Below are 26,458 nucleotides of genomic sequence, written 5' to 3' on the forward strand. Positions count from 1 at the left end.
GGGCCAGACTAACGTGCCCGCACAGGTGAGGCCCGGTCCGCGCGTCCTGTCGTCATGGTGGAGCGCAAACCGGGCCTTGCCGTGGTGGCCTTAAACGCTGGTGGCGTCCTCGACCTCGCCTACCAGTTCCTCGATGATGTCTTCCAGGAACAGCATGCCGGTGGTGGCGCCGTCGGAGTTGAAGACGCGGGCAATGTGTGCGCCGCTTCTGCGCATCGAGGCCAAGGCATCCTCAAGCTCGCTGCCCACATAGACCGAGGCCAGGCGGCGGATTCGCTTCTCGGGCACCGGACGGTTGAACTTTTCCGTGGTGGTCAGGTCCATCACGTCCTTCAAGTGCAGGTAACCGGAGGGTTGGCCGTCCCGGTCAGTGAGGATGTAACGGGAATACCCATGCTCCGCTACTGTCCTTTGGATGTCGGCCGGGGTTGAAGAATCCGGCAACAACACCATGTCGGCAATCGGTACTTCAACCTCGCCCACCGTCTTGGACGTGAACTCGAAAGCAGCGGTCAAGGTGCCGCTGGTGTCATTCAATGTACCCACGCGGGTGGACTGCTCAACGATCGTGGCTACTTCATCCAAGGTGTAGGCGCTGGTGGCCTCCTCCTTGGGCTCCACGCGGAACAGGCGCAACACGGAGTTCGCGATCCCGTTCAACGTCCAAATCACGGGCTTGAACACCTTGGCCACGAGGACCAGCGGGGGAGCGAGGAGGAGGGCGGCGCGGGTCGGCACCGAGAAGGAGATGTTCTTGGGAACCATCTCGCCCACCACCACGTGGAGGAACGTCACCAGGACCAGGGCCACCACGAAGGCAATGATGCCGATGGCTTCCGCCGGAAGGGACGTCAGGCCCAACGGGATCTCCAGCAAGTGGTGGATGGCCGGTTCGGAGACATTCAGGATCACCAGCGAGCAGACCGTAATGCCGAGCTGGCTGGTGGCCAGCATCAAAGTGGCATGCTCCATGGCCCACAGTGTGGTCTTTGCTGCTTTGCTGCCGGCCTCGGCCTTGGGCTCGATCTGTGACCGCCTGGCCGAAATCACGGCAAACTCGGCGCCCACGAAGAACGCGTTCACTACCAGCAGGATGACCAGCCAGATGATGCCGGGAAGGTACTCGCTCATGGCCGAAGCTCCTCGGAGATCTTGTTGATGATCTGGTCATGGGTGCTGATGTGTTCAGTGTCGGGGTCCGGAGTGAAACGGATGCGCCCCAGCTGGGCGCCGGCCACTCTTTCCACCCGCAGCACGCCCCCGGCCACCTCAACTTCATCGCCCAATTCAGGCACCCGGTCCAGCTGGTCGGACATGAACCCGGCCACGGTGTCGTACTCTTCCCCTTCGGGGACGACGATCCCTGTCCGGTCCAGCAGCTCATCCGGCCGCAGGGACGCGTCGAACGTGATGGAGCGTCCCACCCGGACCACACCTGCGCGTGCCCGGTCGTGCTCATCTTCGAGTTCGCCCACGATTTCCTCCACGAGGTCCTCGAGGGTCACTATCCCTGCTGTTCCGCCATGTTCATCAGAGACGATCGCTACCTGCAGGCCCTGTTTGCGGAGCAATACCAGCAAGGCGTCCACGTCCTTGGACTCCGGAACATACAACGGTTCGGTCATCAGGGACGTCGCCACCACTGCATCGCGCTGCTCCAAGGGGACGGCAAAGGCCTGTTTCACGTGCAGGACGCCCAGGATTTCGTCCCGGTCCCGGCCAATCACCGGGAAGCGCGAAAACCCCGTAGCAGAGGCCAACTCCACGATCTCGGCGGCAGTTTGGTCAGCATCCACCGCCATCATACGGACACGGGGAGTCATGACGTCACCGGCCGTGTGCTCCGAGAACCGGAGGGTTCGGTTCAGCAACTCGGCATGGTCCTGATCCAGAAGGCCTTCCATGGCGGACCGCCGCACCAGCGAGGACAGCTCCTCTGCTGAGCGTGCACCGGAGAGCTCCTCTTTCGGCTCGATGCCGAAGGACCGGATGATCTTGTTTGCGGTGTTGTTGAACAGCAGGATTGCGGGTTTGAAGACGGCGGTGAACAGCGCCTGGAAAGGAACCACCACTTTGGCTGTTGCGAGGGGCAAGGCCAAAGCGAAGTTCTTGGGGACCAGCTCGCCGATCACCATCGAGAACACAGTGGCAAGGAAAATCCCCGCAACTGCCCCCACCCCGGGAACCACATCAGCCGGGAGGCCCCAGGACTGCAGGGGCTCGCTGAGCATCCGGCTGATGGCGGGCTCAAAGGTGTAGCCGGTGAGCAGCGTGGTCAGCGTGATGCCGAGCTGCGCGCCGGACAAGTGCGTCGAGGTGATCTTGAGGGCCTTGATGGTTGGCCCCAGCCGCTTTTCGCCGCGGGCTTGGCGGGCTTCAAGTTCGGTCCGGTCCAGATTGACCAAAGCGAACTCCGAAGCGACGAAGAATCCAGTGCCGACAGTGAGGACGAGGCCTATGCCGAGCATGATCCATTCATACATTCGGGCGCCCCTCTCCCTGGGAGACCGGCAATCCGGTCAGCGGGCAGAGGGGCCTGGGCATATGTGAAGGAGGGTCATCCATAATGTCGTCATTCTACGGGTTGGTTGAGGACCGTGGCGTTCTTGTGCGCCGCAGGCTGAAACCGGAACCGTGAGAAGGCGCAGACCGTTGATGATCCCGGAAGGGCGTTGTAAACCAAAGAAACCCCCGGAAATCCGCAGTTCCGGGTTCTTCAGCCTGCCCGCGGGCCGGGGTCGTGCGCCTTCCGCCGTCCGTCCCGGTGGGACAGGTAGGCGAACACCACCAGGGCGGCGCCGGCCACGATCATGACCACAGGGAAGGCGAAATCCGCAGGGATCAGCAGGACCGTGGCCTGGAGGATGAAGATCAGCCCCATCACCGCCAGTGCCCCGGCCGGAATCAACGGCCATTTCATCCGTTTCCTGTGGTCGCTGGTTTCATCGACGCGCACCGGAACCAGCGAAAGCACACCAAAGGTGGCCGCCAAACCCAGGAAGAGGATGGCGGCGGTAGGGGTACCCTGCAGTTCCTGCGGGAGGGCCACGATGACCGCCAGGGTGAACATGACGCCGGAAGGGATCAGGGCCCACCAGTTGCCCGGTTCGCGGAGGAACACGGCGGCAAAGCCGGCACCCATGAAGACGAACAGGAAGGCTGCACCCCAGGCGCCGCCCGTGAGCTGGGCGGTGGTGATACAGCACAATGATGACGACGCCTGCGATGATGCTTGCGTTTGCCGATTTCACCGTATGCCTCCCGGATCCGGCAGCCGGCCCTTCACCGCGCTGCTTAACTCAGGCTAGGACCGGTCCCGGACCGTAAACAGGGCACAAAGCCCCCGCCTGCCATGCAGGCGGCCCCAACAGCCCGGACTTTAGTCCCTGTTATGGAATAACCCTCAGGCGTAGCTTGAAAGTGGCGCCGGCAACGGCGTCGTCAGGTTTCAAGGGGGCATCATGACCAGGCCCAGGTTCTCGGCACTCTGCATTCTCGGGCTCAGTAGCCTGATGGTCCTGACAGCCTGCTTCGGGCCGCCGAGTCCGTCGCCCACCACGAGCAGCGCCAGCCCAAGCGCGACGACTGGCCCCACCTCAACAGCGGGCACGACGGCGTCGGCCACCACCTCAGCCCCAGCCGCCTCCACGCCTGTCGCGCCGCCGTCGTCCGCCCCCGCAAGCACGCCAGCCACGCAGGAACCAGTGCCGTCCGGTCTCCCTGAACAGACCGGACCGCTCACCGTTTACTACGTGGCGGTCGGTGACAACGGCGTCTCCGGGCCGCGCATCGGGTGCGGTGACAGCCTGGTGGCCACCACGACGGCGCCGGTCACCTACACGGACCAGGTGGGCCCGAGCATCAACGCCCTGCTAGCCAACAAGAGCCGCGACGTCGGCCTCTCCGGGCTGATCAACGTGCTGTACCAGTCCAACCTCAGCTACCTTGGCGGCGAGCTGAACGGCAGCACCATCACCATCTGGCTCTCCGGGCAGTTCATGCTGGGTGGCGTATGCGATGTCCCGCGCGCGAAGGCCCAGCTGGAATACACCGCCATGGCCGCGTCCGGAGCGACGAGCGCGCAGGTGTTCGTCAACAACCGGCCGATCGACGAGGTGTTAAGCCTCAAATAGGGCGTGGCTTCCGGAGCAGCCCGCGGGTCAAAACGGTCAATAAAAAACCCCGGATTGCCCTTGAAGGAGGGCTATCCGGGGTTGAACCGAGCTTCCTATCAGAATCGAACTGATGACCTTTTCATTACGAGTGAACGTTTCCCGGGCAGTCCGTGGCGTTCCTGCTGCACCCGTAGCCCACGTAATCTAGGGAACTTCTGTTCTACCGGAGTTCCCGGGCGTTCCCGCGGGTCACTTTTGAAAGTGTGCCCGAAAGTGTGCCTTCGCCAAAGTGACACCCGTGGTCAGGACGTCGGCATAAAGATCCTTGTGGAAACAACAATGAACCCTGAACCGACAGTATGGCTGACCCGAAAAGAGGCAGCCGCACATTTGCGCCTGAGCACGGCAACCCTGGCCAACTGGGCGAGCATCGACTACGGCCCGCGATACCAGCGGATTGGAAACGGGCGAGTCCTTTATCGCCTGGCGGACATCGAAGAGTGGATGAACGTCCAGACAGGAAAGGCCTCCTGATGCCCCGAACGCGAATGCCAGTTTGGGAGCTGTTCAAATATCCAGCTGTGAAAGACGAAACCACCGGCGTTTGGACTGTCCGAGGTCGTTACCGGGACGACTCCGGTGCCCGCCGTGACATCAAGCGCTCAGGCAAAACAGCCGGGGCAGCGGACCGCGCCCTGCGGCTTGCCTTCAAAAACGCACAAGTGCAGTCACAACAACACGCAGAACGAGCTCAAAGAATGCAGGAAGAGGCCCTGACCTTGGGGGAGTTGGCAATGCGCTGGTTGGAGTGGCGCAAACCGGCTCCGGTGAAAATTGATCAGACCACTCAAACCGGAACTGTTGCAACGGACGAGCTCCGGCTCCAGACCTGGACTTCCTACGAAAGCAACCTGCGACTCCACATCCTTCCAGCCATGGGGGAACTGAACGTGAGCGGGCTGAAAACGTCGGACTGTGAGAGAACAATTCACGATCTTTACAACAAGCAGGCCGGAACCGGTTACAGGACCGCGGCAATGGCCAAGCAGGTCCTCATGCAGGTCATGGACTATGCAGTACGCCAAGGACATCGCTCGGACAACCCGGTGAGATCCGTGTCGAGAATTCCGAACGCCAAGAAAGCACCGGTGAAGCTGAAACAGGCCACCGTGGCGGCAGTCCACGAAGCGGTACGGGCCAGACAACCGGAACCGGGCGTAGGCGGGCCCAAACCAACCAGCAGGCTTTCGGACGTCGTCTTGCTCCTCATGGCCACCGGCCTGCGCATAGGGGAAGTTCTGGCCGTGCGCTGGGACGACATTCACATCAATGGGTCCGCGATGTTCCTTACGGTAAGCGGCACACTCATTGAGCGGAAGGGTGCTTTCTACCGTCAAAACTTTCCCAAAACCGACGATAGCCAGAGAACCTTGCCGCTGACCCAGGAATGGATCAAGGCCATGATCAGGCGACGAAATCTCAACCGGCGCCTAACCCCAACGAACGCAGTTTTCCCAACCCGGAACGGCACCTTCGTACGACCCAGCAACTTCCGCGACGATCTGAAGAAGGCGACGGGCGGAACCCTTGTCGGTGAAAAAATAACACCACACGTGTTTCGCTCCACTGTCGGGACTGCTATCTCGGAGGAATTTGGCCATGAAGCCGCTCAGATGCAGTTGGGACACTCCTCTCCCGAGACCACACGACGGCATTACATCCAGCGACCCGACATTGTGCCCGATTACTCATCCAGTCTCGGAAATTTGGCTCCGCCGAGTGATTGAGGTCAAGTCATGAGCTGTTCAGCTGCCTCCTGTCACGGGTTGTTAGATTCTTAGCGGCGCTGTCCCGCCTCCCTCGAGCCGGACATCGCCTGGTCTTCATGCTCGCTTGGAGACATAAGATCGGCAGCGCGTCTTCTAGGAGTACTCACCATTGCTGCTCATCGGTCCATTTGGTCCGGCACTCTTGAGGGCCGGCCGGACCCCAGCGTCGGTTACCCATCCCTGGGAATCCACTGAATCTGGAAGCCATCCGGGAGCAACGGGCGGGAATGCTTCGGCGGGGCCATCCGGTTCGTTTCTGCCGCTGCCTATCATGCCTTTGCGAAGAAGGTTCCGGTCGGGCGCATCCTCGTGGGTAGGGAACTCGGCCATTTTCACGGGCGTCGGAATCTGTCACCCCGGAGCGTAGGGCGCCCAAGGAGACCATGTCGCAAATAGCTGGGGAGACGACAAATGGGAGGGGTCTGCGTCGGCTTCATTCTTCTGGCGGAAGCGGCTTGGGCAATCTGGTCAACAGCTTGTGCTTGGGGTCGTACACGCGGAGGGCATCTTCCAACGCCGAAATTCTTGCTTGGTAATACTGCCGACCCAGCATCTCGGCAGTATTCTCGAGGTGGGTTACTGCCGCAAGATGTTGGGGGTTGATGCACAGTCGGCGTCCACATTTGTGATGCACGCTCAAAGAGCCGAGGTCTTGCGTGAAGGAGCGGGCGGACTCCCAGGCGAGCCTGTGGGCAAGCCTGTTGGTAGGTCCGCGGCCGATGTAGCCGTACCCGGACCGTTTAGCGCCCGTCCAGATCCAGCAACCCCCGGGGTCTTCAGGGTCGATAACGCACCGTGACCGGAGGATGTCCAGAACGGCGGGCCCGTCGCATCGAATTATGGCTTGGCGTAGTTCGCCCAGACGCGCAAACCAGCCTGCCCCGCCTTCTTGAGTGTAGTAGGAATAGAATTCCTCAGGCGTTGTCATTGCGTCAGTCTTCTTTCATTGTAGTGGTCGGCAAGAAGAGCTATTTCAACTACGCGGCTCGTCGCTCGCAGAGTTGGAATCGTTGGATCGTCCGTCCGGACCTGAACCAAGAAGATCGAAGGGACCCCCACAGCGAGACGTATGACTTTGTGGACGTGGAGCGATTCCCCGTCACGCCTGAGGACGCTCGTCCCGATGTCTAGATGATCCACTGTGGGATCAACCGCCGCCGCAAATCGTGTAAGCAGTTTCGGCTTCATCTCCAAGAGGTACAGCGACCCCGTCGCGGTTCTAATCCGGAAGGATCCGTCATGCAAGTCTGATACGCCATGAACCATGGGAGCATGCTAAGAGGCAGGTACGACAATGCAGCCTGCTTCCCCAATGGGCTACTGAGTGCTCAAGGTAGGCGGGTCCGCTACGGCTTCGAGAGCCATAACCTCGGAAACGCCAAATCTCCAGCCAATCAACTGCGCGCCCAGCCCGAAACCGTGGGCGAGACTACAAATGTTCTCGCTAAGAAATCGGGTTGCATACGTAGGTGAGGAACCTGCGATGAGCGGCCGAAGACGACGACTGAGACCGCCGCGGAACAGACTAGGAAAAAGCTCAGGACGTGCCTCTGTGCGAGTCATTTGGTTTGGGCCCCCGGATTTCGAGCGGTTCGATGCGCAGGGGCGGCTTACCCGGCCACACGAGAACACCGTTGCCGTGGCGAGAGTGTTCCATGTCGAGAACATCTACACGAGTGATTTTCCCGTCTGGGTGTTTTAGCTCGTGCGTGCGGCGCTGATGCCAGTGTCCACAGAACAGATGGGGAACGGTCAATGAATCCGCGACTTCTCGGATGAGGTTCCGGGTTTTGTTCGCGTTCTCGGACAGTTGCGCGCTGAGTTGGAAGTCACTCTTGAGTGGCATGCCCGCCGGTGCGTCGTGGGTGATGAGGATGTCTAGCGGGCCTCCGGCTACGAGCGCAGCGGCTTCTTCTCGCGTCGGTTGCTCGTTTGGCCACCAGTCTCTGCCTTCAGTTCGATTCTCAAAGTCGACGCTGAACGCACCCCCTAAGCCGCCGATGGCAAGCCCCTCGATTTGAGCGCGCCCGCCCCTGGGCAAGATGCGGATGTTTGGATGAACCGTGGCGACCCCGTCGGTGTCGACGGAAAGCCTCGCGATCGTGTCCCAGTTATCGTGGTTACCGCCGGAAATGATGAGGGTGAGGCCCATATTGAGAGGTATTTGGACAGTTTGGTTTCGTATCGCCCTCGTTTTGCGCCGGGCCAATCGAATCCGAAGTCCCCTACATGTATGGCGGTACGGGCACCTTCACGAGCAGCAGAACGGATGGCCGTCAGTGCCCAGACTGCATCGCCATGCCAGTCACCGAATATTGCGAGTGGTGCGGACTCTTCCATGCTTACAGCCTACGAGAACAAGATTCTGCGCTACGGCAAAGACCGCTGCAGGCCGGGCTTCGGGGTCCTTGGGATGGCTTGTTTGTCCTTGGCGCTCTGATCCAGGACTCGTTCTTTCAATTTCTTCTCGCACATACCCTGAAACATGCGTAGGCATAGGGGGCAGAGGTGTCCCGGATGGCATCCTGATACATATCCGCAACCTGATTGATGGCAGGAGGGACACCGTGGGTCTATTGGATAACGCTGCTGAGTTTCAGCAGGCACAACGAGAAGCGAAAGACCGTCAGTTGGCTAAGAAGGACGAGGAGTTCAGTCCGTGGACGAGCCCATGGACCATGGAGTTGCGCGACCTCCTTGTCGAACGTGGTGCCCGAACAAGACCGCTGTACGCGCAGAGGTTACTAACCGAACTTGTTGCGGCACCTGAACTGGGCCAATACAAGTGGAGGAGTCTGGCTCACGTTGAATACCGTGGCAACGGTTGGCTGCTTCGCGGTTGGCAATATGACGACGGTCTTAGTCAAGTTGACCTCTTGCTAACAAAAGACGCAGCCCTATGGAAGGCTGGCGTCGTTTTCGAGAAATCACTTACCGCAATTAAGGGCGGCTATGCGGAAGTGGCGAATTACTCCCATTTCATTTATTACCCGAATGTCGAGCCCGCTCACCGCTCATCCTTCACGCTGCTTTCGGATTACCGCCTCAGGAGGGCGCCTACCTATCCCGGGGATGACGACGTCCTGCGAGCACTCATTGGGGTGCCGATTGCGGCGGCGGTACTGGCAGGAGGATCCCAGGATGACGGGTGGATTGTGGCCGAAGAGCCCGATATTGCCGACACCCGCTTTTACCAGCACTACTACTGACGTCCATCACCGGAACTCTGTTATCTGGCACGTTCACTGTGGACCGGGTGGCCGCACCGCCAGATGATGCGGAGCCGGAAAGGAGGGGCCGAGGTGCGTCTTTAGTGGTTCCAGATTGGTCCGAGCTGGGAAGCGGGGTGAAGGAGCCGCACATGTTCGGCAACGTGGTCCGAGAACTCCGTGAGGATGGCGTTGTCGTACCAATGGGTGGCGACACACACGCGGTCGGTTCCGTCTTCAACGCACACCGGGGCAGAGTGCTCAACGTTGCTGTAGAGCGGCTGCTGCCGGATGACGTAGACAGCGTCGAGCAGTTCAGCGAAACCTTGTTGTCCTGGGAGATTCGGGTTCAGCACGAAGTAACCCTCGGCTGTCATGCACAGCTGCGTACTACAGGGCGGTAATTCGTCCGTCAGGCCCGTACGTGGCCTGCAGCGGCCAGTAGGGAACCGCGGTGCGCGGAGCTGGGGCCGGCCCGACCCGTGCACTCACGGGGTCAGTAATCGGACCGATCCCCAGATCGGTCAGCCGTCGAAGAACCGCGGGCGCAACGTTCAGCAGGTACGGTTCGGCGACGGCGCGGGCATGCTGGTGACGGGCGGAGGCTTCCTGCTGTTTCCGCAGTTCACGGTTCCGGTCCTCATCCTTGCGCCGGAGCACGGCATCGAAGGCGTTGTCGAAGGGGTTGTTCACTTGAGCTCCTCATCCGGTTGGCTAAAGGCTATCGGTCGGCTCACCAGTCGACGCGCAGCCGGAGTGGGAGCTTCGCGTCCCCGCCGTTGCCGACCGCGGCGCCCAGCGGCCGGCCCTTGGTCAGGTGCGGCTTCGCCGGGGCCGGGTGCGGGACCTCGACGCCAGCCCGGTCCATCGGGGAACCGATCAGGTGCGTGTGGTCACCGTTCCGCATCCAGTGCGGGGTAGCAGCAAGCAGTTTCGAGTTTTCCAGGATCGCTGTAGCGTCGAAGGTGTGCCACGGCTCGAAGCCGTAGTCACCGAGCAGGTCACGCGGCGCCCATTTGTCAGCGCCGGCGGCGTCGTTGATTGCGAAGTCGGCGCGCAGGTTGAGGAAGGCTTCGCTCATCAGGTGCCGGTCGGGGAACCATTCCTCCCAGTGGGCGACGCCGATACGCGCGGCAGGGGAGTCCTTGCCGCGGCCAGGGAATTCCCGGAGAACCTGGGACATCTTCTTATAGATGGCATGCCGTGGATCGCTGGTGCGGCCGCGGGCACGGTCCGGGTGTGGGGCGGCGATGAACACAACCGTCAGGCCGGAGGTTTCCAGCGGCCGGGCGGCGATGAGCTCGGCCCAGCGCCGCACCTTCGCCTCGAAGGACGGCGACGCCGTGGCGGTGAGCTCGAACGCGATCCGCATGCCGTCGTCGCGGACCAAGGTCCCGTCAGCGCGGCGGTTGTCCGGGCGGGGAAGTTTCTTGCCGATGCCGGAACCGGCGAGCAGATCCACTGAGGAGAGCTGTTCGCCCAGGACGGCGCCGATGGGTAGGAACTCCGCGGCGCGCAGTGCGAGCTCGGTGGACAGGACGTTGTGCCGGTCGTACTGGCCGCCGGCGGACCACGGCTGAGCTGCGGTGACGGACAGCCACTCCGGCCCGGTGAGGGTCGGCTCGATGAGCCGGTCGAACGCATCCGAGGACGAGGGCCGGTACAGGGTGTGCCGGCCCATGCCGGGGGTGCCTTCGGCGTAGTTGGCGAGGATGCCGATGTCGAGCAGGTCGAGGGCGAACGAGGCCTGGATCTGGGAGTAGTCCGGGTCGAGCACGAACCGTGACCCGGTGAGCGCAGCGAGCTGTTCGGCGGTGACGGTCCGCCAGGATTGCAGCACACCCCAGGTCCCGTGCCGGTCGGTGCGGCCGCGGTTGGCGGTCAGCAGTCGCATGGCCTCGGCTTCGTCGAGCAGTCGGCGCGCCCGCTTGCGGACCTGGCCGCGGTTCTGCCTGGCACGGACGGCGTGGCCGGTGGACCACAGCGCCTGCGACCCCGGCGCCCACAGCTCGTCCCAGTACGGGTCCGCACGGTTGTGCATGGACAAGTCATCGTCAGGGTTGGCCGAGGGCATCATCTCTGCGTGGATACCGTCTGCGACGAGGCGGCGTTCGGGGGCAACGGCTACCACGGATAGGCTCCTGCGGGTTCGTGGGTATATCCCTGCGCGGTCGCGTAGGAGGACATGTCGGCTTCGAAGTTGGGCAGCTTGACGATGAACGCGGACTGCCGGCGTTGGTCATCTTCGGACCGGACCACGACGTGGTACGGCTCGAGGTGCTGGATGTCCTCGGTCGTCCATTCGCCGTTGGAGCCGACGTTCGCGGCGACCTCGGCTGCCGTCGGGACATCGGTCTGGGCGAAGGAGATCAGGGTCGAGTAGGTGAGGAAGTTGTTGCGCAGTGCCGCACCAAGCTGCTCCGGTCGCTGGGTGGCCAGCATGCCACGGATGCCGTAGGACCGGCCCTGGTCGCGGATCCAGGCGATGATCTCCGGTGAGGTTCCCGCGAGCAGGGAAAGCTCATCGGCGAAGAGTGACACGGACCGTCCTGCCTCCAGCCAGCCGGAGCAGGTGCGCTTGAGTGCGTTCTGCAGCGAGTACATCAGCAAGGAGGAGATCTGCTGGTTCTGCTCGTCATCCAGGAGGATGCCGGACGGGGAGGACCCGGTGTTGATGACCACCGAGCGGTGGCCTTCCAGGATGTCGGTCCAGCTGACCTTCCGGCGGGACGGGCTCCACCAGTCCTCCAGGATCAGCAGCTGCTCGAACTTGTTCCGGGGCGGTTCCAGGAACGGCCGGCGCGCCGATTCGGTCCGGTCCTCGAAGAGAGAGGAGATGGCAATGTACGCCTGCTCCAGGACCTCGTCGGGCTCACCGCGTTCACGCAGTTTGATGCCGAGGGCCTTGATGCCGGTGGCGAGTTGGACAGCGATCTTGTCGGACGTTCCGGCGAGCAACTGGTACGCGTAATAGAGCGGGGACATGCCGTGTTTGAGGATCCGTTCGTCGCGGTCCTCGATGGAATCCAGGACGCGTTCGTCCACGGACAGCGCGGCGGTAAGGACGGCGACGATCGTCGGGAATGACCGGACGCCGATGGCCTCGGCGCCGAACGTGTACTTCAGGGCGTTGGTGAAGAACACAGCCTTGGTCGCGTTGTCGCCCGGAACGGAGAACAAGTCGATGGCCGGCGTGCGGGGGTCGGCGACGTCGATGGCGAGGACCTTGTCGCCGAGGGTGTGGGCCCACTGGACGTACTTGGCGACGCCGTCACCCTTGGACTCGAACGCGATGAGGGTGTTGTTCGCGCCGGGGTAGCCCGGTTTGCCGGAGGGATTGACCCGCTCCAGGCAGTGCCAGCCGAACAGCGCCCGGATCAGAAGCGACTTACCGGAGCCGGGCTTTCCGACGACGGCCACGCCGAAGAGCATGGCGGCCGCGGACAGGTGGGCGGATCCGTCATCGTTGGCCCCCAGCAGTGGACCGATCTCCTGCAGCATGATCGGTGGTGTGGCGCGGGCCCGGGTCGCTGCGGCACCGGAGACGGCGCCGGCATGCGGGGAGACCATGCCAACGACCACGTTGGGTCCGACCATAAAAGCGTCCGGGGCCAGCGGGTAGTCGCCGTCGGAAGCAGGCACGAACTTTTCGAACGGGACCTTCTCACCGTTGACGTTCCGGTGTCCTCGTATGGTCTGTTCTTTCCGCGGCGGGCGCGGGCGGCCACTCCGTGCCGGGGGAGCGGCGAACACCGGCTGTGCCAGGCGGTTGCGAAGCTTCGTGTCCGGGGAAGAAATCCGACCCGTGAGGGCGGCAATGCCAAGCACAGCGGCGATGCCGGAGAGGGCTAGCAGCACAGGAGAGGCGGCAGCCGGAATGAACTCCGCGTACTCGGCAGGGATCATCGGCAAGCCAAACAATGTGGCGGCGGCCAGCAGCAGGCCCGCGGGAAGAGCGAACAGAAGACCGTGATGCTTCGGAGCGAACCGCACACCGGAGTCCAGGTCAAAACCGGGCAGACCAGCGGTGACCTGGGAGAGCAGGGACGTCACTTCTTCGCGCGAGGAGCCGCCTGCGGTGATGGAGACAACGACGGCGGTCGGGGACGTGGAGTGGTGCGTCGGCACCGCAGTGCCGAGCCGGTTCGCCAGCCAGGGCGTGTAGAACTTCCGCTCCTTGTTCGACGGTTTCCGCATCGTGACAGCAACCCACGTGCCTTCGGGCATCGCGTTGGCCAGCAGCCGTGGAAGTTCGGTCGGGTCGATGCCGGCCTGGGTCTCCCGCAGCACCGGGGACGGCCTGTAGTTCAGCGTTCCGATGGCCGGGGTGTCACCCAGATCCTCTGGCATGGTGGCCTCTTCGGCGCGGGCGCCGACGGTGTGCGCCAAGTGCAGCGGGGCGTTGGTGCCAAGCGACGCGGCCGGGAGGATCAGGTAGCCGTTGAGCCCCGTTTTCTCGCGCCGGGTCAAGAGGGTGGCCTGGCCGGTGTTGGTCGCGGCGGACGCGAAAGTCCCGGCCCGCTGTGTGAAGGTTGTGGGGTTTGTATCGATGCCGCCGGCCCGTGCCAGCCGGAAAATACGTTGGTCCATACTCTGGAACATGCGTAGATTGCAGAGTGGTACCCCTGCTGACCCGGCTAGGCGGATTCCGGCGATCTGGGAGGCCGAAATTGTCTGCCAGAGTCCCCATATCCCGCCACGCCGGGTTTCCGACAGCGACGAGACTTCCCCCCTGTATAAATGGTGTACCGCCGAGAACATGTCTGACCGTCATGCGCAAGCGTTTTGGTGTCTTCTGGACAGACCGTCAGCTCTTTCGCTTCTACATTTCCTGTGTGCGGCTCCTCCGCAGAAGTGACGGGCTTTTCCCGAACTTTAACCCAAAAACTTTTGGGGTGGTCCTGTGCCGTAGTGTCCTCGCCGGTGTGTCGCCTGCGGCGGGCGGTGGGTGCCACGTAAGTGTGGCTTGTGGGTCCGTCAATTGCTTTGCCGGGGTTTGGCCGGCGGCCGGCGGGTGGGTGCCTGGCACACATAGAGGGTGGGTGGAAGTCGGCGACGTGGTGGGGGCTGCGCCCCGGTGGTGTGGGTGGTGGGGTCAGATGCTTGTCTGACCTGGGGTGATGCCTGCGGCGCGGGAAGTTGGGGCGTGACGTTGTGCTTGATGGTGCACCGGAGTGCTGGACGTATTGCTGCGCAATGGGTGATGGCGTGGACGGTTTGTCACGCCGGTCCCGGCGTCTGCCGTGACGTCCACCGGCGCAAAGCGCCTGCGCATCAATTCGTTCACTACGGCGTCAGCAAATCGACAACATGACGGGGCGCAGCCCCCGGGGAAACACTCCGTGAACCGCAGAGGAAACCACGACGGTCACCGCCCGCCGCAGGCGCAAACGACGCCGGACCAAGAACGCCACGGAAGGACCACTGGCCCAGGGCGAAGCCCTGAGAAACACCTCGTTGAACGCGGCGGACAACGCATTGAAAAGCGGGGGGCGCAGCCCCCGGAGAAACATCACGATGACGCGGTGAAAGGTCGGACGCCGGCCAGGCAGCCAGAGAGCACGATGAGGCCTTTGCCGTGTTCTTTGAGCAGGGCGTAGTCGATGCGCGGCTTGTACCAGTAGGACTCTTCGGCCTTGTTGTGCAGGGCCAGGAGGTTCTTCCAACCGGTCTCGTTGCGGGCCAGCAGGGTCAGGTGCTCGTAGCGCTTTTCCTTGGTGTCGCCCTTGCCGTCGTCAGCGTCGGCGGTGGTGTCGTCGTTGCGGTCCACAATCTCTGAGTTCCGCTCGAAACGGTCGCCGATGGACATGTAGATTTCGATGCCGATGATCGGCTTGATGTTTGCAGCCTTGCAAGCTTTCGTGAACCTCCATGCCCCGGCGAGGGATCCGTGCTCGGTCTCGGCCATGGCCGTCTGACCCAGATCCGCTGCTGTCTTCGCGATTGACTTGATTCGGCTGAGGCCGTCCAACCCCGAATGTTCGGTGTGGTTGTGGAGGTGCACGAACGCCATGGGTTCCTCTGAATTCTTTGTGGCTGGAAGTAGACCGGCGGGCCCGGGAGGTGCGAGACGGGGATGCCGTCCGTGGTGCTCTACGCGGAAAGCTGCCTGACGGCCATTGCGGCGTAGTATTCATCGAGCTCGTCCAGGAACTCAGGTGAGAAGAACTTGTAGTCCAGCTCTGGAGGCTCCGGCGATGCGGCCGTTTCGAAGGCGGCGTACGAGGTGCAGGAAGCCGGGTTCGTGAAGGGTGAGTTCGCCATGGCCGTTATGTGTGCGGCAGATCCAGTAAAGGTCCACGGCCGTGGCTTAGGATCAGCCGCATGGCCGACTACAAAGTGTTTTGGGTGCCCGACCACATCGACTCCATGGATGGAACCCAGGAAGCGCCGAACGCGACAGCGCTCATCAATGAATGGGCTGCCGACGGGTACGAGGTTGTGTCGGTCGTGCCCGGGACCAATGCCCAGACGTACGCCGGCCTGTTCATTACTCTGAAAAAGTAGGACCGCCCAGGAGTCCTCCCCGGAGGAGTGTGCGCGTCGGGGTGTGCTGCGCTGCAGGCAAAGGTCGCCGGACTTGAAAAGAGAATCAGGACAAATTTCGTTGTCATGCCCGCCATGTCATGGAAATGGCTTGACGTTCCTGAGTCGTCATGGATTTGTGTGTACGTTATGGAACTAAGCGCCGGCGACGAGGAGCAAGCAATGCTGCATTTCCCATCAACATCGACATCTGCGCGGGTGGCGAAAAGAGCCGACGTTGACAAGCTCAACGAGCTTCTGGGGGATGACGTGTGGGCGTTCAGTAATTGTCGTGTTGACGCCGCCAATAGGCCGGTGGCCGAGCTTGATTGGCTTTTCTACAACACCAAGCTCGGTTCGGTTATGTTGAGCGAATGGAAGCGGTACCCCGACACCGTCGCGGAGGCCAAGGACAGAGGCCATAAATGGAAACTCCGAAACGGGAGTCTCCAGCCCAATCCCCTGGAGCAGGTCGACAAGCAGCTGGAAGCGCTCCGATGGGTGCTGCGGGAGAAGGTTCTGCCGAGGTTCTTTCCCGACCATGACGGACACACTGTCAAAATCATGGAGAGTGTCTACTGCCCACAGATCGACCGGGAGACGGTGAAAGACCGGACGCAGTTCGGCAAAATGTTCGGCAGCATTGAGGAGCTCTGCGCGTCGGTCAACACGCTCAACAGCCCGTCACCACTCTTGGTCGGGGACATGACCTTAGTCCTGGAATTGGCGGAAACCCTGGCAGGGCTGTTCAGGTGTGCCATTCCGGACGGGTTGGAAGAGGCAGCTGTCTGGGAGCACAACCCGAAAGAATCAGCGAGGTTCTGGAAGGAATCGCGCAGAATCCACAGCCAGATCGCAGCCCTGCACCAGGAGATGGCGCGCTTGATCGAGGATGAATTCGCCCCTCGCCGAAGTACCCCGGCAGTTAAGCCAGATGAGCCCTCTCCTGCAAAGACCCCGGTAATCAAAGCCAGCGAGGATGGAACCACTTTCATCATGAAACAGGTTTCCGCGCATCTCGCCGGCGTTGACGGCAATTTTGAGGACTTCGAGGAGAGGTTGGGCAGGGCTCTCCACGCAATCCTGGTTGGCCTTCCACCGGGGAGCTGGATTAAATTTCCTACCATCGGCAGTGCAGTCGCACCGTTCCTTGGGACAGAGAAGCTGCGGACAATTCTCGGGGCGGCATTATGGGAGTGGTCTTTGAAGACCGCGAAAAGACACGGGCTGTCCGCGGAAGTCGACGATAGTCGACTGAACATCCGGATTGTTGACGGCCACAAGCCTTTGTGATCAGACGGTTTCCCACCAAATGACGGTCCGGCCAGATGGCCTTGTACGCATCCCGGACCAGGCCATTGCGCGGAGTTCCAACTCCCGGCCGGTCACCTGGTTGACGGGGACGTCGAGATACTCGGCGATCTTGGTGTTGCGGACGGCGGCCTGCCTTTCACAAGGTCCTCAAGGCTGGCGTAGGCAGCGCTGGTCTGCTCAGCATTTGCCATGGCCGCCATGTGTACGGCAGATCCAGCAAAGGTCTACGCCTCGCCGGCCCTTGATCGGCCGCGCCGCCGAACGCTTCGAGATCGGGATGGTCATCGGTTAGCCGCGTCATCTGCCGGACATGTTGGGATTGGCCACTATGGTTATGCCATCATCACTCGGCCTGCCTTACCCACGCGGACCATCACCGACGCATTGAAAAAGAAAACTGGGGGACATGAAGCTCTACATCCCTGCCCTAGTGGCAGTCCTGGCCTTTGCACTCACTGGTTGCGGCGGAGGTGGAAAGCCAGCAGCCGAAGCCACGTCGAAGCCCACGGCGTCAGCTACTGCAAAGCAACGGGCAATTGTCCCTGACCTCGTCGGCAAGTCGGCCCTTGAAGCCAAGTCGCACCTTGACAAGCTCAACTACCGCGCCCGTTTCTTCGGCCCGGATGGGCAGAGCTGGTCAGCCAAGACCCAAGTCGACGACACCGTCCTTACCGTTTCCACTAGTCCCGCCGCAGGGGGCTTTTCCGGGAACGACTTCGTAGACGTGCGGGTCAACATCAGCGAGAAAGAGTTCCTGACCGGGGCCACGGCGCGGGCGGCCGCGAAGGACGTCGCGGACGCGGAAGCCAATATCGCCAGGCGATACACCTACAGCTGCGGAGTGTACGGGCCTGGCCATGAATACAAGAGCTTCGAGGAGGTGTGGGGTAGCGGTGACTACAAGGACGGCGGGGAAGCCTGCGAGATCAAGATCCTCGGCATCTCGCCGTCGAGCAAGCCTGACCTGCTGCCCAGCGAGCAGAAGCTCGTGGATGACGTGGCGGCCAGGGGAGTGGCAATCAAGAGCCCCGGCGAAACGTTCGGCAGGATCATGAACCTCTGCGCGAAACTGGACAACACCTGGGGTGCAACCTACATGGATAAGCCGACCACCCCGGAATCAAGGGCTGAAGCGGCCGTGGCCCTTACGATCTGCCCTGACGCTCCGCATGCCGCAGAACTGCAGAACACCGTCAACTCACCAAGAGTCGCCGACGGCACCATGGTCGTCGGTCAGGCCATGGAGCCGGGGACCTGGAAAACCAAGCCGGGTGTTAAGGGCTGCTATTGGTCCCGCAGCGCTGGCGACGGAACAATTCTTGCCAATGACATCATCGACTTCGCACCCGATGGAGTGACCGTCACGGTCAACGCCGGTGAAGGCTTCAAGTCCAGCCGTTGCGGAGTCTGGGTCAAGATCGGCTAGGGCGACGAGGAGACCACCGTGATCCAGGCAGGCCACGGGGGCAAGGAATATGCGCTCGGCATGGTGCCGATCCTCGGCGCACGCGCCCACCAGGTCCGTTGGCTCGCCTGTGTCGCCCCAAACCGGTGGCCCGTGCCGGTGGAACCGGTCGCCGAATTCGCCCTGGTCTCCAAAGCCCTCAAATGGGTGAAAGACGATACCGGCCCCTATGGATTCCGTGTCTGGGACCGGCTCGAACGGATCGGACTGCTCGGCGGCCCCGGCGAGCCTGCCCTGATCGCACCCATCGAAGCGTGGGCCGAGGCTTACCGGACCGCTCATGCAGGCGCGCTGCAGCTGGTCGCCTGACCATTGCACTGCGTTACATGAGCAACGGCCTTTCGGCTCCGGGCGGATATTTCGTATCGGTGCCAGGCCCTTTTCGTGAACGCCGGACCGATCCGGTGACACGTGGCGCCACCCGCTGTCGTCACGGCTGCTGGCCGCACACATGGGAGGTGAAAACAGGGCCTGTTTAAGGAGAGCGCCATGACCGAAAACATCATCAACCGCCAGCCGCAGGGCATCCCCACCGGCGGGCAGTTCGCTCCCACTGCCCACGCTGAACCGGAGGTGGCCCTCGCGGCGCCCGCGCCGGAGCGGCCGGCAGAGACCCAGCGGAAGCACCGCGGCCACGACTTCTACCCTCCGGCCGAGCAGATGGCCTCCTGACCGAAGCTCTACGAGACCGACGGTGAGGGACCCATTGGGGACAAGCCGATTCAGGCGCATTACTTCTAAGGCGGCATGGACTGGTACATCGCCGAATACGATCCCGCTGAGAACGAGGCCTTCGGCTACGTGAACCTCGGTCACGGAGGCGAATGGGGCTACATAGACCTCGGCGAAGTCGAGGCGGTGCGGGGTCAGATGGGCCTGCCGATCGAGCGCGACCTGGACTTCAAACCCGGCACGCCCGCGAAGGAATGCATCGACAGGTACAAGGCTGAAGCAGCCGCTGCTGTGGCAGAGCCGAACGACGACGATGACCGCGAGGACTTTGGTTGGGACGGCCCGGACGAGCCGGACCCGCTCAGCCCGGAGGACCGCAAGCTTTGGGACGAACACCACCGCTTCGCTTACAACTACGTCCACGAGAGCGACCTCCTGGGGGTCACCGGCTTCGAGGACCGGGACACCGTTGAACGGTTCGCCGGCTTCGCCGCGAACGCCTACATGGAGTCCGGCTGGGACGGAATGTTGGACATGCGCACCATCGCCGAGAACTGGCGGAACCAGGAACGCCCCGTGGATTGAGACGGCCGGGGAGAGACTTTCCTGACGCCGCACACATGAGGGCCAGCACTTGACAGTGCTGGCAGCATTCCTGCCCTTGGCAGGGCGCCTCCCGATGGGGCATCTTGCCGACGTCTTGGGAGTCGGGACGGGAGCTTCGATCCGGGCAGGAACGCTACGCTGAAGGGTCCGGTATGGGCACCATCATGGTGCCCGCCGGGCCTTTCGTCCCTCTATGCGTCGGCGGTGCTCAAAACTGTCAGTGCTGGCCCCTAGGGTAACTTGCAGGTGGAAACAAGATGTGCTCGGACGTATGCGCTCAAGCGAATCGGATGGCCCGCCAGCAGACTATTCGGCTGAGGAGTCTGACCATTCGACACTGTGGCAACTGCCAGGCGGTCATCCCTTGGCATATGGCCGCCGATGCCCGGTACTGCTCGACCGCATGCCAGCAGGCGGCTTGGTACAGGCGCAACGATGAAATGCTGAAGCAGCGGGCCGTCGAATGGAATGCGGCCAACGCGGAGCAGAAGAGCGCTATAGGCAAGCTCTACTACCGGAACAACCGCGAACGTGCCCAGATGCAGAACGCCGCCTGGCGTGCGGCCAACCCGGAGAAAGCCAGGGAAATATCCCGCAACACGTCTGCCCGACGCCGGGCAAGGCTGCGCGGTGTCACGGTGGAGGACTTCAGCCTCGCGGAGATATGGGAAAGGGATGAGGGAATCTGCTGGCTTTGTGAAGCAACCATTGACCCCCTCATCAGCTGGCCGGATCCGAAGAGCATGTCTTTGGAGCACAAAGTGCCTATCTCGCTGGGAGGCGGACATACTCGCGCCAATTGCGCCCTGGCCCACCTCGGTTGCAATCTGCTCAAAGGAAGCAAGCTCATAACCGAGGCCCAAGAATTCCAGGTCCTGCTGACCGAAGCTGCCGCGGAGGCTACTGCAGAAGACATCGACCTGACCTTGGAGTGCAGCCAGCCCGAGGCGCTTGAACAGCTTGAGTTTTCCCTGTGGCCATCTCAGGGGACCATCGAATCGGTGATGACTATAAGCTGATCCGCACACATGTCGGGCATGGAAACGACCCCCAGCCTGGACTTCACGGCCATCGACTTCGAAGCCGCCAACTCCGACCGAGCCTCCGCCTGCGCTGTGGGCGTGGCAGTGGTCCGCGACGGGATCATCACGCACACCCGGTCCTGGCTGATCCACCCGCACACCGGCCTCGACTCGTTCGACCGCTACGCGACGCGCGTGCACGGCATCGACGCTTCCATGGTGATCGGGGCGCCCTCTCTTGAGGACTCCATGCAGACCCTGGCCGGACTCATCCGCGGCGGGCCCGTGCTTGCCCACAACATCCGGTACGACACCGCCGTGCTCCGTGCGTCCTTCGAGATCGCTGGGCTGCCCCGGCTGACCAATGAGTTCCGGTGCACGGAGACGCTGGCGCGCGCTGCGTTCCGGCTGCCTAAAAACAAGCTTGCCGATGTGGCCGCCTATCTGGGCCTGCCGGAATTCGCGGCCCACAACGCCGGGGATGACGCGCGCACCTGCGCCCGCATCGCACTGGCCCTGGCTGCCCGCCACAACGCCACCTCCATCACCGGCCTCTACCGCGGCCTTGGCATTGAGTGATGCCACGCCGTGCGGCCGCGTCAGCGAAGCCGAGCCCGCGACAGTGTGCGACATGCAAGCCTGCACGCTGGCCCTCCGGGGAGGCGGCTGGCCTGGGCCGCACACATCAGGTCCATGGAAGAGAACTTGCCCAAGCCTGCGCCAGGTGTCCGCCCCAACCTCGGGGACAACTACCGCTGTAAGGAAACCGGGGTTGTTTTCAAAGTCGGGGGCCGCCGCTCCAAAGGTCGCAGCTGTCTTCTCCATGACGCCGATGGACCCAACCGGCAGGTCCGTGATCACGTCACCCTGGAGGAGCTGGCGACTGGCTACGAGTTCCTCGGATGCGACCACGAGGCTGCCTGCTGCGACACCCACGGAACCCACACGACACCCCATATGGGCTGCGTCTTCCGCTGAGCGGGAAGCCCCGCTGCCGGCGCCGCACACATCACGCCCATGGAAGAGAACGCCTCCCGCCAGGCCCGCATCTCGCTGGGCATCGGCCACATCCATCAGGACAAGGCGGACGGCAGTCGGTGGACCCTGACCGGTCTCCGTTCGGGCAGGACGGTCATCCTGAGTGCTGTCGCTCCCGGAACCGGGCAACGTGACCGGGTAGGTGTGGACATCTTGGCTGACAACTATGAGCACGTGGGATGCGACCACGAGGGCTACTGCTGCACCTTGCACCGGACCCATGTCATGCCTCACCGCGGTTGCATGATGCGCTGACACCGGACACCGGCAGTGTACCCGGGCGGGATCTTGGCGTCAGCTTGCTGACGGGCCGCCAACGCGAAGGAACTGTGCGATCGCTTCGACTTCCGGGCCGCCGATCTCCGCCCGGATCGCGGCTGCCAGTCCGGACCATGTAGCCGGCTTCCAGATTCCCATCACTTGCTTCTGGAGGTCGTAGGCCTCCTCGAACCCAGGGATCTTGCCCATGTCGCCGGGGTGGAGCCCTTTCCGTCCCCATGGACCGACGTCGTCGGGATCAGATCGTCCCTCGCCGAGCCAGACGAACTTGACTCCCTGCCCGGAGTTCAGTCGTCCGTCGATGCAGCCATGGGGATAGCAGATCGCCTGGTTTGAGTAGGGCAGATAGCCGTCTGGACGACGGTCCTCCTCGGACGTGTGGGCGCAGAACCCATTGCCGCCGTTCACCCATGCACCGTATTTGCCCTCAACGCCGACGACAGGCCGAAAATGGTTTCGTCCCCTACTGGCCGGAAGGTCATCGTTTCGGTCCACGACCACGATGTCGATCGTGCGCCGCGTGGCCAACTCGGCGTCGGCGCGAAATTCCGAACCGGAGATCAGCTGCAGGCGCGAGAGTTCTTCAGGCGTGAGGTTGAGTTCTGCCGCGGTGCAGAGGTAGGTGATGGCTGCATGTTCCAGGCGTCCGCCGAACATGGTGATGAAGGTGGTGACCTGCGATTCAACGGCCGGCCCGTTCCGGCCGTTGGGGATTTCCTCAAAGCGGTCCCATTGCCCGCGGTGCTTCCCCGCGGTTTCCCGATGGAGATGGCCTTGTTCGATGAGGTGCTCGATGGACATTTCAGGGGTCGTCACGACAAGCCTTTCGTGTGTTCTGGGAAGGTACGAGACGTGGCTAGAGCCACATGACGGAGCCACCGGCGCGGGGCTCGTACCGCTTGCCGACCAGGCTGTGCGCGAAAAGCTGTTCTTCGTCGGACGGTCTCTCCGGGAAGCTCTTCTCGAAGGACTTCAACTCTCCAGTGAGCCGGCCCAGCAGCTCGAGTTCGAAGCGGGCCTTGCGGGGAGAGCCGGACGGAACAGCCTTGATGACCCTGGTGACTCCGGTGATGACGCCGCCGAGCCCGACCAGAAGGTAGCTGGCCCGTTCGATCCGGTCGGCGCCGGCCCCGGTCCAGTCGCCACGCTGGGCGTTCAGCCAGTCCTCGTCACTGAGGGTCGGAGCGTCGCCCCACCATTTGCGCCAGTCGTCGGTGCTTTCTTCGGCCGGTGCCGTTTGGATCAACGGCAGTTGGCCGCCGGCGGATACAAAGCCGGCGGTCCGCAGCGGTGTCAGGGAGGACATGGTCAAGTCCGCAAGGTAGCCCGACGCCAGAAGCTTGGTGATATTCGGGCGGGTGCTTTGCAGGTATGCGGCGGCGGCGTTCGGGGTGAGGATCTCGTCGAGGATCGGATCGGCGGGCGTGAGGGTGATGTCAGGGAGAGTCATGGTCTGCTTTCTTCATACGGTTTCCGCAATGACATAAACATATTCAGGATTGTGTAAATGTGTCAATGATTCGCTGAGGATGATCCCAAGCGCCGCACACATGGGTAGAACGCCCGCTCTGGGGCGGAGACCCCCACCTTGCGCAGGTGACGCCCGTCGTCCGCTGGCCCGCATAGGGGTAGACCAAGGGCCGGGAACGACGGGCCGCAAATCAAGGAAGGTGCTGGGCTGCCACGGAGAAGATCATCGGCCGGGGCACTGTGGCACTGGCTTCCGGCCTGCAACGGCTACCGGCTAGACGTGAACTTCATCGCCGTTGCGACAGTCGATGTCCGCGGCATGCCAGAGGTGGAACAGACTCGTGGCGCCCCGCAGCGAAGGCACACTCCACGGCGGCCGTAACGACGGGGCAAGCAATCAAAGTCAGAAGACCCTGACCGGAGCAGCTGTTGACGCGGACAGAGGGGGAGGGGCAGTCGCTCCCTCTAGACGATATGAATTTCGACGATAAGCGCACCAGAATCTCTCGGTGCCCTCCGTCGCCGTCGGCCCAGAGGATTCCCTTGTCTGGCAAGCAGCCACGGCGTTGTTGGGCGGTCGATGGTCGGGCATAACACCTCTGCATCTGTCCTGGGCCCTGTGCGGCGAAGCGGCACCGTTGCATTCTCACGGGCCGGAAGGTTGTGTGCGTGACTGCGTTTGCGATGCACTACCCGAATTCCGTTTGGAGGACGACGGGGACAGCTGGACCAAAGGCTGATGAACCAAACCGGGGAGTGAATGCGGGGGATCAGTACACATGTGATGCCGCTGTATGCGGCCTTCCATCTCCTCCTAGATCCGGATAGGGATCAGAGCGAGGTCATGCTTTTCGAATTCCTTGTTGGCTCGCTCCAGAAGAACCGACCGCAGACGCATGAATTTGATGGCGGTCGCGGCCCCGCTGTTCGTACTGGTGTCCTTCAGCTCCTTCCGATTTTCGAGCGCACAGGTGTACAGAAGAACCCCAACGGCCGCCGCCACATCGTCACTGCCTGGAACCCGGCTGAAGTCGACAACATGGCCCTGCCGCTTTGCCACGCCTTCTTCCAGTTATACTTCGCACCCGGTGTCGACGGCGCCCCCGGCAAACTCTCCTGCCAGCTCTACCAGCGCTCCGCGGACATGTTCCTGGGCGTCCCGTTCAACATCGCGTCCTACGCGTTGCTGACCCACATGGTCGCCCAGCAGACCGGACTCGACGTCGGAGAGTTCATCTGGACCGGCGGCGACGTGCACATCTACGACAACCACACCGACCAGGTCACCAAACAGCTCGGACGGCTGGACGACGTCCGCTCCTACCCTGAGCTGAAGTTCCACCGCGTACCGGACTCGATCTTCGACTACACTTTCGAGGACTTCGAGATCGTCGGCTACGACCCGCCCCCAGGGATCAAGGCACCTGTCGCGGTCTGACAGGATGGACCCATGACACATTCGTACTCCTTGCGCACCATCGACGCGATCGACGGACTGAACAAGCCAGCACCGATCGAACCCCGCTGGACCACATACGAGTGGCCTAAGGCTTTTGGACTGGAGAAGGGCCAGCTCGGTGACGACCCGCACCGTGCGGCGTACCGCCTTGACCGGAACAAGCAGGAGGACGGGTGGTGGGCTCTCGATGACCTCATTCGCGTCATCAGCGGCTACGACAGAGTTGGTTCTTCTTCCGGGTGGCACACCCTGAAAGCTGTTGACCTCGTCAAGATCATGACCGTGTTCCGACTCCTCGGTGTGGACGACCAGCTGGAGGTCTGCCTTCCGCCCGAGTATCAGTCCGCCGTGGACGCATACCCAAGTCGTGCCGACGATCAGGTTCGCAAGTCCGTAGAACTCGCCGAGCAGGCCTAGCCAGGCGACTAAGCCAGGGCCCTCGTCCCGGTCTGATACATCAACTCGGTGTCCGGATCGGTGACGGGGGCTTCTGCGTGCTCGAAGTCCGCCCGGAAGTCGAGGCCGTCGATCGTCTCCACCGTGGTGATCTTGGTGAGCGCACCAAGGAGAGTGCCCGCGGGCAGGCGGAACTCTGTGCCGAAGTGCTTCGACTTCATGCTGCGGGCTGGCAAGTACGTCCAGGTGATGGCCCGTCGCGCTTTGTCCAGGTGGGCGAGTTCCGGGTTGCACAGTGGGCACGCCGTCCGCCGTGGCATTGCTTCGATCTGGGCACGGGTCTTCAGGAGCGGCCAGACGGGGATGGGGTCCTGGTCTGGTGAGTCGCCTCGGAGTCGCTCCGGAAAGCGCAGTTTAAGACCCCAAGCGTTCTGGCGGTCCACAAACCGCTTCATGCTGTCACACGTGGGCAGGTGGACCTTGCCGGCCAGTGAGACGATGAAGCAGTCCCCGGAATCCAGCCACTCCTGAATTGCTTGCTGTTCCAGCGCAACGGTTTCCCTTATGCGCTCCCGCAGCTCATCGTCGCTCAGGGGCGAGGTCGCTGATGTAGTCCTCCTGCTTGTATGCCTTCCTGGCGGCCACTGCGGACTGACCGGCGGGCGAATCGGCAGGGCTTGTCAATCCCGTCATGCCGTCGAGCCTAACGAACCGGAGGACGCTTAGGGCCAGCCGCTGTACGGGGTCGGCGTGTGGCTCTTGGAAGACGGATCCTTAAAGACGGGCCCCGCTGGGACTGGGGCTCGCCCAGATGTCGGCGGCCTGACACGGCGGTGCTTGCGGTCGCGCCGGGCGTGCCAAATGAGCAACCCCACCACCAAAACATCGAAGCAGACAAGGAAGACCTCGTACTTCATCAGTGCTTCTGCCCGCCCTTGACCTCGTCGGGCTGGAGGAACTTCTTGTCGTGGTTGAACATGAGTCGAATCCTCACGCCACGCCAGCGGAATTCAAGGCGTGGCGTGAAGACAGCAACCGGAAGGACGTCGGCCTGTAGGA

General features: G+C 62.5%; 30 protein-coding genes and 1 pseudogene. 16 read left to right on the forward strand and 15 right to left on the reverse strand.

Annotated features, from left to right (window positions below):
- Positions 1-90: 90 nt before the first annotated feature.
- The 3 genes from QN084_RS15380 to QN084_RS15390 all read right to left on the reverse strand — a co-directional run bounded on the left by QN084_RS15380 (position 91) and on the right by QN084_RS15390 (position 3,208).
- Positions 91-1,131 (reverse strand): hemolysin family protein, encoded by a 1,041-nt coding sequence (locus tag QN084_RS15380; protein WP_069694691.1) that lies wholly within the window; start codon positions 1,129-1,131, stop codon positions 91-93.
- Positions 1,128-2,483 (reverse strand): hemolysin family protein, encoded by a 1,356-nt coding sequence (locus QN084_RS15385; protein ID WP_062095275.1) that lies wholly within the window; start codon positions 2,481-2,483, stop codon positions 1,128-1,130. The genes QN084_RS15380 and QN084_RS15385 overlap by 4 nt, the downstream gene beginning before the upstream one ends.
- Positions 2,484-2,716: 233 nt before the next feature.
- Positions 2,717-3,208 carry a hypothetical protein gene (locus QN084_RS15390; protein WP_259362839.1) on the reverse strand — a complete coding sequence of 164 codons (492 nt, stop codon included), beginning with the start codon at positions 3,206-3,208 and terminating at the stop codon, positions 2,717-2,719.
- A gap of 253 nt (positions 3,209-3,461) precedes the next feature.
- Between QN084_RS15390 and QN084_RS15395 the strand changes: the two genes are divergently transcribed.
- From QN084_RS15395 to QN084_RS15405, 3 genes are all read left to right on the forward strand, one after another.
- Positions 3,462-4,133 (forward strand): hypothetical protein, encoded by a 672-nt coding sequence (locus tag QN084_RS15395; protein ID WP_210731162.1) that lies wholly within the window; start codon positions 3,462-3,464, stop codon positions 4,131-4,133.
- 321 nt (positions 4,134-4,454) lie between these two features.
- Positions 4,455-4,649: a helix-turn-helix transcriptional regulator gene (locus QN084_RS15400; protein WP_069694694.1), complete on the forward strand. Its 195-nt coding sequence runs from the start codon at positions 4,455-4,457 to the stop codon at positions 4,647-4,649.
- Positions 4,649-5,902 (forward strand): tyrosine-type recombinase/integrase, encoded by a 1,254-nt coding sequence (locus QN084_RS15405; protein ID WP_139126736.1) that lies wholly within the window; start codon positions 4,649-4,651, stop codon positions 5,900-5,902. The genes QN084_RS15400 and QN084_RS15405 overlap by 1 nt, the downstream gene beginning before the upstream one ends.
- Before the next feature lie 475 nt (positions 5,903-6,377).
- Here QN084_RS15405 and QN084_RS15410 read toward each other — a convergent pair whose 3' ends face one another.
- The 3 genes from QN084_RS15410 to QN084_RS15420 form a co-directional block, all read right to left on the reverse strand.
- A complete protein-coding gene (locus tag QN084_RS15410; protein WP_069694696.1) occupies positions 6,378-6,872 on the reverse strand; it encodes an HNH endonuclease signature motif containing protein in 495 nt (164 codons plus the stop codon).
- Complete coding sequence (locus QN084_RS15415; protein WP_069694697.1) at positions 6,869-7,210, reverse strand: hypothetical protein; 342 nt, start codon at positions 7,208-7,210, stop codon at positions 6,869-6,871. Before QN084_RS15415 ends, QN084_RS15410 begins: the two co-directional genes overlap by 4 nt.
- Before the next feature lie 271 nt (positions 7,211-7,481).
- A complete protein-coding gene (locus QN084_RS15420; protein WP_069694698.1) occupies positions 7,482-8,096 on the reverse strand; it encodes a hypothetical protein in 615 nt (204 codons plus the stop codon).
- Between the two features lie 415 nt (positions 8,097-8,511).
- Between QN084_RS15420 and QN084_RS15425 the strand changes: the two genes are divergently transcribed.
- A complete protein-coding gene (locus QN084_RS15425; protein ID WP_069694699.1) occupies positions 8,512-9,153 on the forward strand; it encodes a hypothetical protein in 642 nt (213 codons plus the stop codon).
- 101 nt (positions 9,154-9,254) lie between these two features.
- Here the strand turns inward: QN084_RS15425 and QN084_RS15430 are convergent, their stop codons facing one another.
- The 6 genes from QN084_RS15430 to QN084_RS15455 form a co-directional block, all read right to left on the reverse strand.
- A complete protein-coding gene (locus QN084_RS15430; RefSeq protein ID WP_069694700.1) occupies positions 9,255-9,530 on the reverse strand; it encodes a hypothetical protein in 276 nt (91 codons plus the stop codon).
- Positions 9,531-9,543: 13 nt separating this feature from the next.
- Complete coding sequence (locus tag QN084_RS15435) at positions 9,544-9,846, reverse strand: hypothetical protein (RefSeq protein WP_069694701.1); 303 nt, start codon at positions 9,844-9,846, stop codon at positions 9,544-9,546.
- Positions 9,847-9,886: 40 nt separating this feature from the next.
- Positions 9,887-11,284: a hypothetical protein gene (locus QN084_RS15440; protein ID WP_069694702.1), complete on the reverse strand. Its 1,398-nt coding sequence runs from the start codon at positions 11,282-11,284 to the stop codon at positions 9,887-9,889.
- On the reverse strand, positions 11,278-13,755 hold the full coding sequence (locus tag QN084_RS15445; protein WP_069694703.1) for a type IV secretory system conjugative DNA transfer family protein: 2,478 nt from the start codon (positions 13,753-13,755) through the stop codon (positions 11,278-11,280). Before QN084_RS15445 ends, QN084_RS15440 begins: the two co-directional genes overlap by 7 nt.
- Positions 13,756-14,665: 910 nt before the next feature.
- Positions 14,666-15,166: a PHP domain-containing protein gene (locus QN084_RS15450; RefSeq protein WP_259362842.1), complete on the reverse strand. Its 501-nt coding sequence runs from the start codon at positions 15,164-15,166 to the stop codon at positions 14,666-14,668.
- An 80-nt stretch (positions 15,167-15,246) separates the two neighbouring features.
- The gene (locus QN084_RS15455; RefSeq protein ID WP_168529628.1) at positions 15,247-15,417 is read right to left on the reverse strand and encodes a hypothetical protein; all 171 of its coding nucleotides are present in this window, start codon (positions 15,415-15,417) and stop codon (positions 15,247-15,249) included.
- A gap of 60 nt (positions 15,418-15,477) precedes the next feature.
- On the opposite strand from QN084_RS15455, the gene QN084_RS15460 reads away from it, so the two are divergent.
- The 9 genes from QN084_RS15460 to QN084_RS15500 all read left to right on the forward strand — a co-directional run bounded on the left by QN084_RS15460 (position 15,478) and on the right by QN084_RS15500 (position 22,050).
- Complete coding sequence (locus QN084_RS15460; protein ID WP_168529630.1) at positions 15,478-15,660, forward strand: hypothetical protein; 183 nt, start codon at positions 15,478-15,480, stop codon at positions 15,658-15,660.
- A gap of 159 nt (positions 15,661-15,819) precedes the next feature.
- Positions 15,820-16,971, forward strand: a complete 1,152-nt coding sequence (locus QN084_RS15465) for a hypothetical protein (RefSeq protein ID WP_285750341.1) — start codon at positions 15,820-15,822, stop codon at positions 16,969-16,971.
- A 427-nt stretch (positions 16,972-17,398) separates the two neighbouring features.
- Positions 17,399-18,418 (forward strand): Rv1352/Rv1906c domain-containing protein, encoded by a 1,020-nt coding sequence (locus tag QN084_RS15470; protein WP_182264039.1) that lies wholly within the window; start codon positions 17,399-17,401, stop codon positions 18,416-18,418.
- Between the two features lie 18 nt (positions 18,419-18,436).
- The gene (locus tag QN084_RS15475; RefSeq protein WP_182264040.1) at positions 18,437-18,766 is read left to right on the forward strand and encodes a hypothetical protein; all 330 of its coding nucleotides are present in this window, start codon (positions 18,437-18,439) and stop codon (positions 18,764-18,766) included.
- Between the two features lie 180 nt (positions 18,767-18,946).
- Entirely contained in the window at positions 18,947-19,129 is a 183-nt protein-coding gene (locus QN084_RS15480) for a hypothetical protein (RefSeq protein WP_168529618.1), read from the forward strand.
- A 75-nt stretch (positions 19,130-19,204) separates the two neighbouring features.
- Positions 19,205-19,714 (forward strand): DUF2958 domain-containing protein, encoded by a 510-nt coding sequence (locus QN084_RS15485; protein ID WP_168529634.1) that lies wholly within the window; start codon positions 19,205-19,207, stop codon positions 19,712-19,714.
- A gap of 461 nt (positions 19,715-20,175) precedes the next feature.
- Positions 20,176-20,754, forward strand: a complete 579-nt coding sequence (locus tag QN084_RS15490; protein WP_264398814.1) for an HNH endonuclease — start codon at positions 20,176-20,178, stop codon at positions 20,752-20,754.
- Between the two features lie 18 nt (positions 20,755-20,772).
- Positions 20,773-21,336: an exonuclease domain-containing protein gene (locus QN084_RS15495; protein ID WP_168529638.1), complete on the forward strand. Its 564-nt coding sequence runs from the start codon at positions 20,773-20,775 to the stop codon at positions 21,334-21,336.
- 438 nt (positions 21,337-21,774) lie between these two features.
- On the forward strand, positions 21,775-22,050 hold the full coding sequence (locus QN084_RS15500) for a hypothetical protein (protein ID WP_182264041.1): 276 nt from the start codon (positions 21,775-21,777) through the stop codon (positions 22,048-22,050).
- 39 nt (positions 22,051-22,089) lie between these two features.
- On the opposite strand, the gene QN084_RS15505 is transcribed toward QN084_RS15500, so the two are convergent.
- Positions 22,090-22,890, reverse strand: a complete 801-nt coding sequence (locus QN084_RS15505) for a hypothetical protein (protein WP_168529642.1) — start codon at positions 22,888-22,890, stop codon at positions 22,090-22,092.
- A gap of 40 nt (positions 22,891-22,930) precedes the next feature.
- On the reverse strand, positions 22,931-23,524 hold the full coding sequence (locus QN084_RS15510; RefSeq protein WP_168529644.1) for a hypothetical protein: 594 nt from the start codon (positions 23,522-23,524) through the stop codon (positions 22,931-22,933).
- 993 nt (positions 23,525-24,517) lie between these two features.
- On the opposite strand from QN084_RS15510, the pseudogene thyA reads away from it, so the two are divergent.
- Positions 24,518-24,982: pseudogene (gene thyA, locus QN084_RS15515) on the forward strand (thymidylate synthase); the annotation flags it as partial.
- A gap of 12 nt (positions 24,983-24,994) precedes the next feature.
- A complete protein-coding gene (locus QN084_RS15520) occupies positions 24,995-25,420 on the forward strand; it encodes a hypothetical protein (RefSeq protein ID WP_168529646.1) in 426 nt (141 codons plus the stop codon).
- Positions 25,421-25,428: 8 nt separating this feature from the next.
- On the opposite strand, the gene QN084_RS15525 is transcribed toward QN084_RS15520, so the two are convergent.
- A complete protein-coding gene (locus tag QN084_RS15525) occupies positions 25,429-25,854 on the reverse strand; it encodes a hypothetical protein (protein ID WP_168529648.1) in 426 nt (141 codons plus the stop codon).
- A 464-nt stretch (positions 25,855-26,318) separates the two neighbouring features.
- On the opposite strand from QN084_RS15525, the gene QN084_RS15530 reads away from it, so the two are divergent.
- Positions 26,319-26,456, forward strand: coding sequence for a hypothetical protein (locus QN084_RS15530; protein ID WP_168529650.1), 138 nt, complete (start codon positions 26,319-26,321; stop codon positions 26,454-26,456).
- The last annotated feature ends 2 nt before the right edge of the window (positions 26,457-26,458 follow it).

Origin of the sequence: Paenarthrobacter sp. R1, from assembly GCF_030264015.1 — a bacterium.
GTDB lineage: Bacteria > Actinomycetota > Actinomycetes > Actinomycetales > Micrococcaceae > Arthrobacter > Arthrobacter ureafaciens.

Coding starts and splice junctions, on each gene's coding strand:
- QN084_RS15495 (WP_168529638.1), top strand. CDS start 20,773: ATGGAAACGACCCCCAGCCTGGACTTCACGGCCATCGACTTCGAAGCC.
- QN084_RS15455 (WP_168529628.1), bottom strand. CDS start 15,417: ATGGCGAACTCACCCTTCACGAACCCGGCTTCCTGCACCTCGTACGCC.
- QN084_RS15485 (WP_168529634.1), top strand. CDS start 19,205: ATGGACTGGTACATCGCCGAATACGATCCCGCTGAGAACGAGGCCTTC.
- QN084_RS15380 (WP_069694691.1), bottom strand. CDS start 1,131: ATGAGCGAGTACCTTCCCGGCATCATCTGGCTGGTCATCCTGCTGGTA.
- QN084_RS15520 (WP_168529646.1), top strand. CDS start 24,995: ATGACACATTCGTACTCCTTGCGCACCATCGACGCGATCGACGGACTG.
- QN084_RS15410 (WP_069694696.1), bottom strand. CDS start 6,872: ATGACAACGCCTGAGGAATTCTATTCCTACTACACTCAAGAAGGCGGG.
- QN084_RS15500 (WP_182264041.1), top strand. CDS start 21,775: ATGGAAGAGAACGCCTCCCGCCAGGCCCGCATCTCGCTGGGCATCGGC.
- QN084_RS15480 (WP_168529618.1), top strand. CDS start 18,947: ATGACCGAAAACATCATCAACCGCCAGCCGCAGGGCATCCCCACCGGC.
- QN084_RS15400 (WP_069694694.1), top strand. CDS start 4,455: ATGAACCCTGAACCGACAGTATGGCTGACCCGAAAAGAGGCAGCCGCA.
- QN084_RS15405 (WP_139126736.1), top strand. CDS start 4,649: ATGCCCCGAACGCGAATGCCAGTTTGGGAGCTGTTCAAATATCCAGCT.
- QN084_RS15470 (WP_182264039.1), top strand. CDS start 17,399: ATGAAGCTCTACATCCCTGCCCTAGTGGCAGTCCTGGCCTTTGCACTC.
- QN084_RS15510 (WP_168529644.1), bottom strand. CDS start 23,524: ATGACTCTCCCTGACATCACCCTCACGCCCGCCGATCCGATCCTCGAC.
- QN084_RS15460 (WP_168529630.1), top strand. CDS start 15,478: ATGGCCGACTACAAAGTGTTTTGGGTGCCCGACCACATCGACTCCATG.
- QN084_RS15395 (WP_210731162.1), top strand. CDS start 3,462: ATGACCAGGCCCAGGTTCTCGGCACTCTGCATTCTCGGGCTCAGTAGC.
- QN084_RS15450 (WP_259362842.1), bottom strand. CDS start 15,166: ATGGCGTTCGTGCACCTCCACAACCACACCGAACATTCGGGGTTGGAC.
- QN084_RS15430 (WP_069694700.1), bottom strand. CDS start 9,530: ATGACAGCCGAGGGTTACTTCGTGCTGAACCCGAATCTCCCAGGACAA.
- QN084_RS15445 (WP_069694703.1), bottom strand. CDS start 13,755: ATGTTCCAGAGTATGGACCAACGTATTTTCCGGCTGGCACGGGCCGGC.
- QN084_RS15385 (WP_062095275.1), bottom strand. CDS start 2,483: ATGTATGAATGGATCATGCTCGGCATAGGCCTCGTCCTCACTGTCGGC.
- QN084_RS15420 (WP_069694698.1), bottom strand. CDS start 8,096: ATGGGCCTCACCCTCATCATTTCCGGCGGTAACCACGATAACTGGGAC.
- QN084_RS15415 (WP_069694697.1), bottom strand. CDS start 7,210: ATGGTTCATGGCGTATCAGACTTGCATGACGGATCCTTCCGGATTAGA.
- QN084_RS15490 (WP_264398814.1), top strand. CDS start 20,176: ATGCTGAAGCAGCGGGCCGTCGAATGGAATGCGGCCAACGCGGAGCAG.
- QN084_RS15525 (WP_168529648.1), bottom strand. CDS start 25,854: ATGAAGCGGTTTGTGGACCGCCAGAACGCTTGGGGTCTTAAACTGCGC.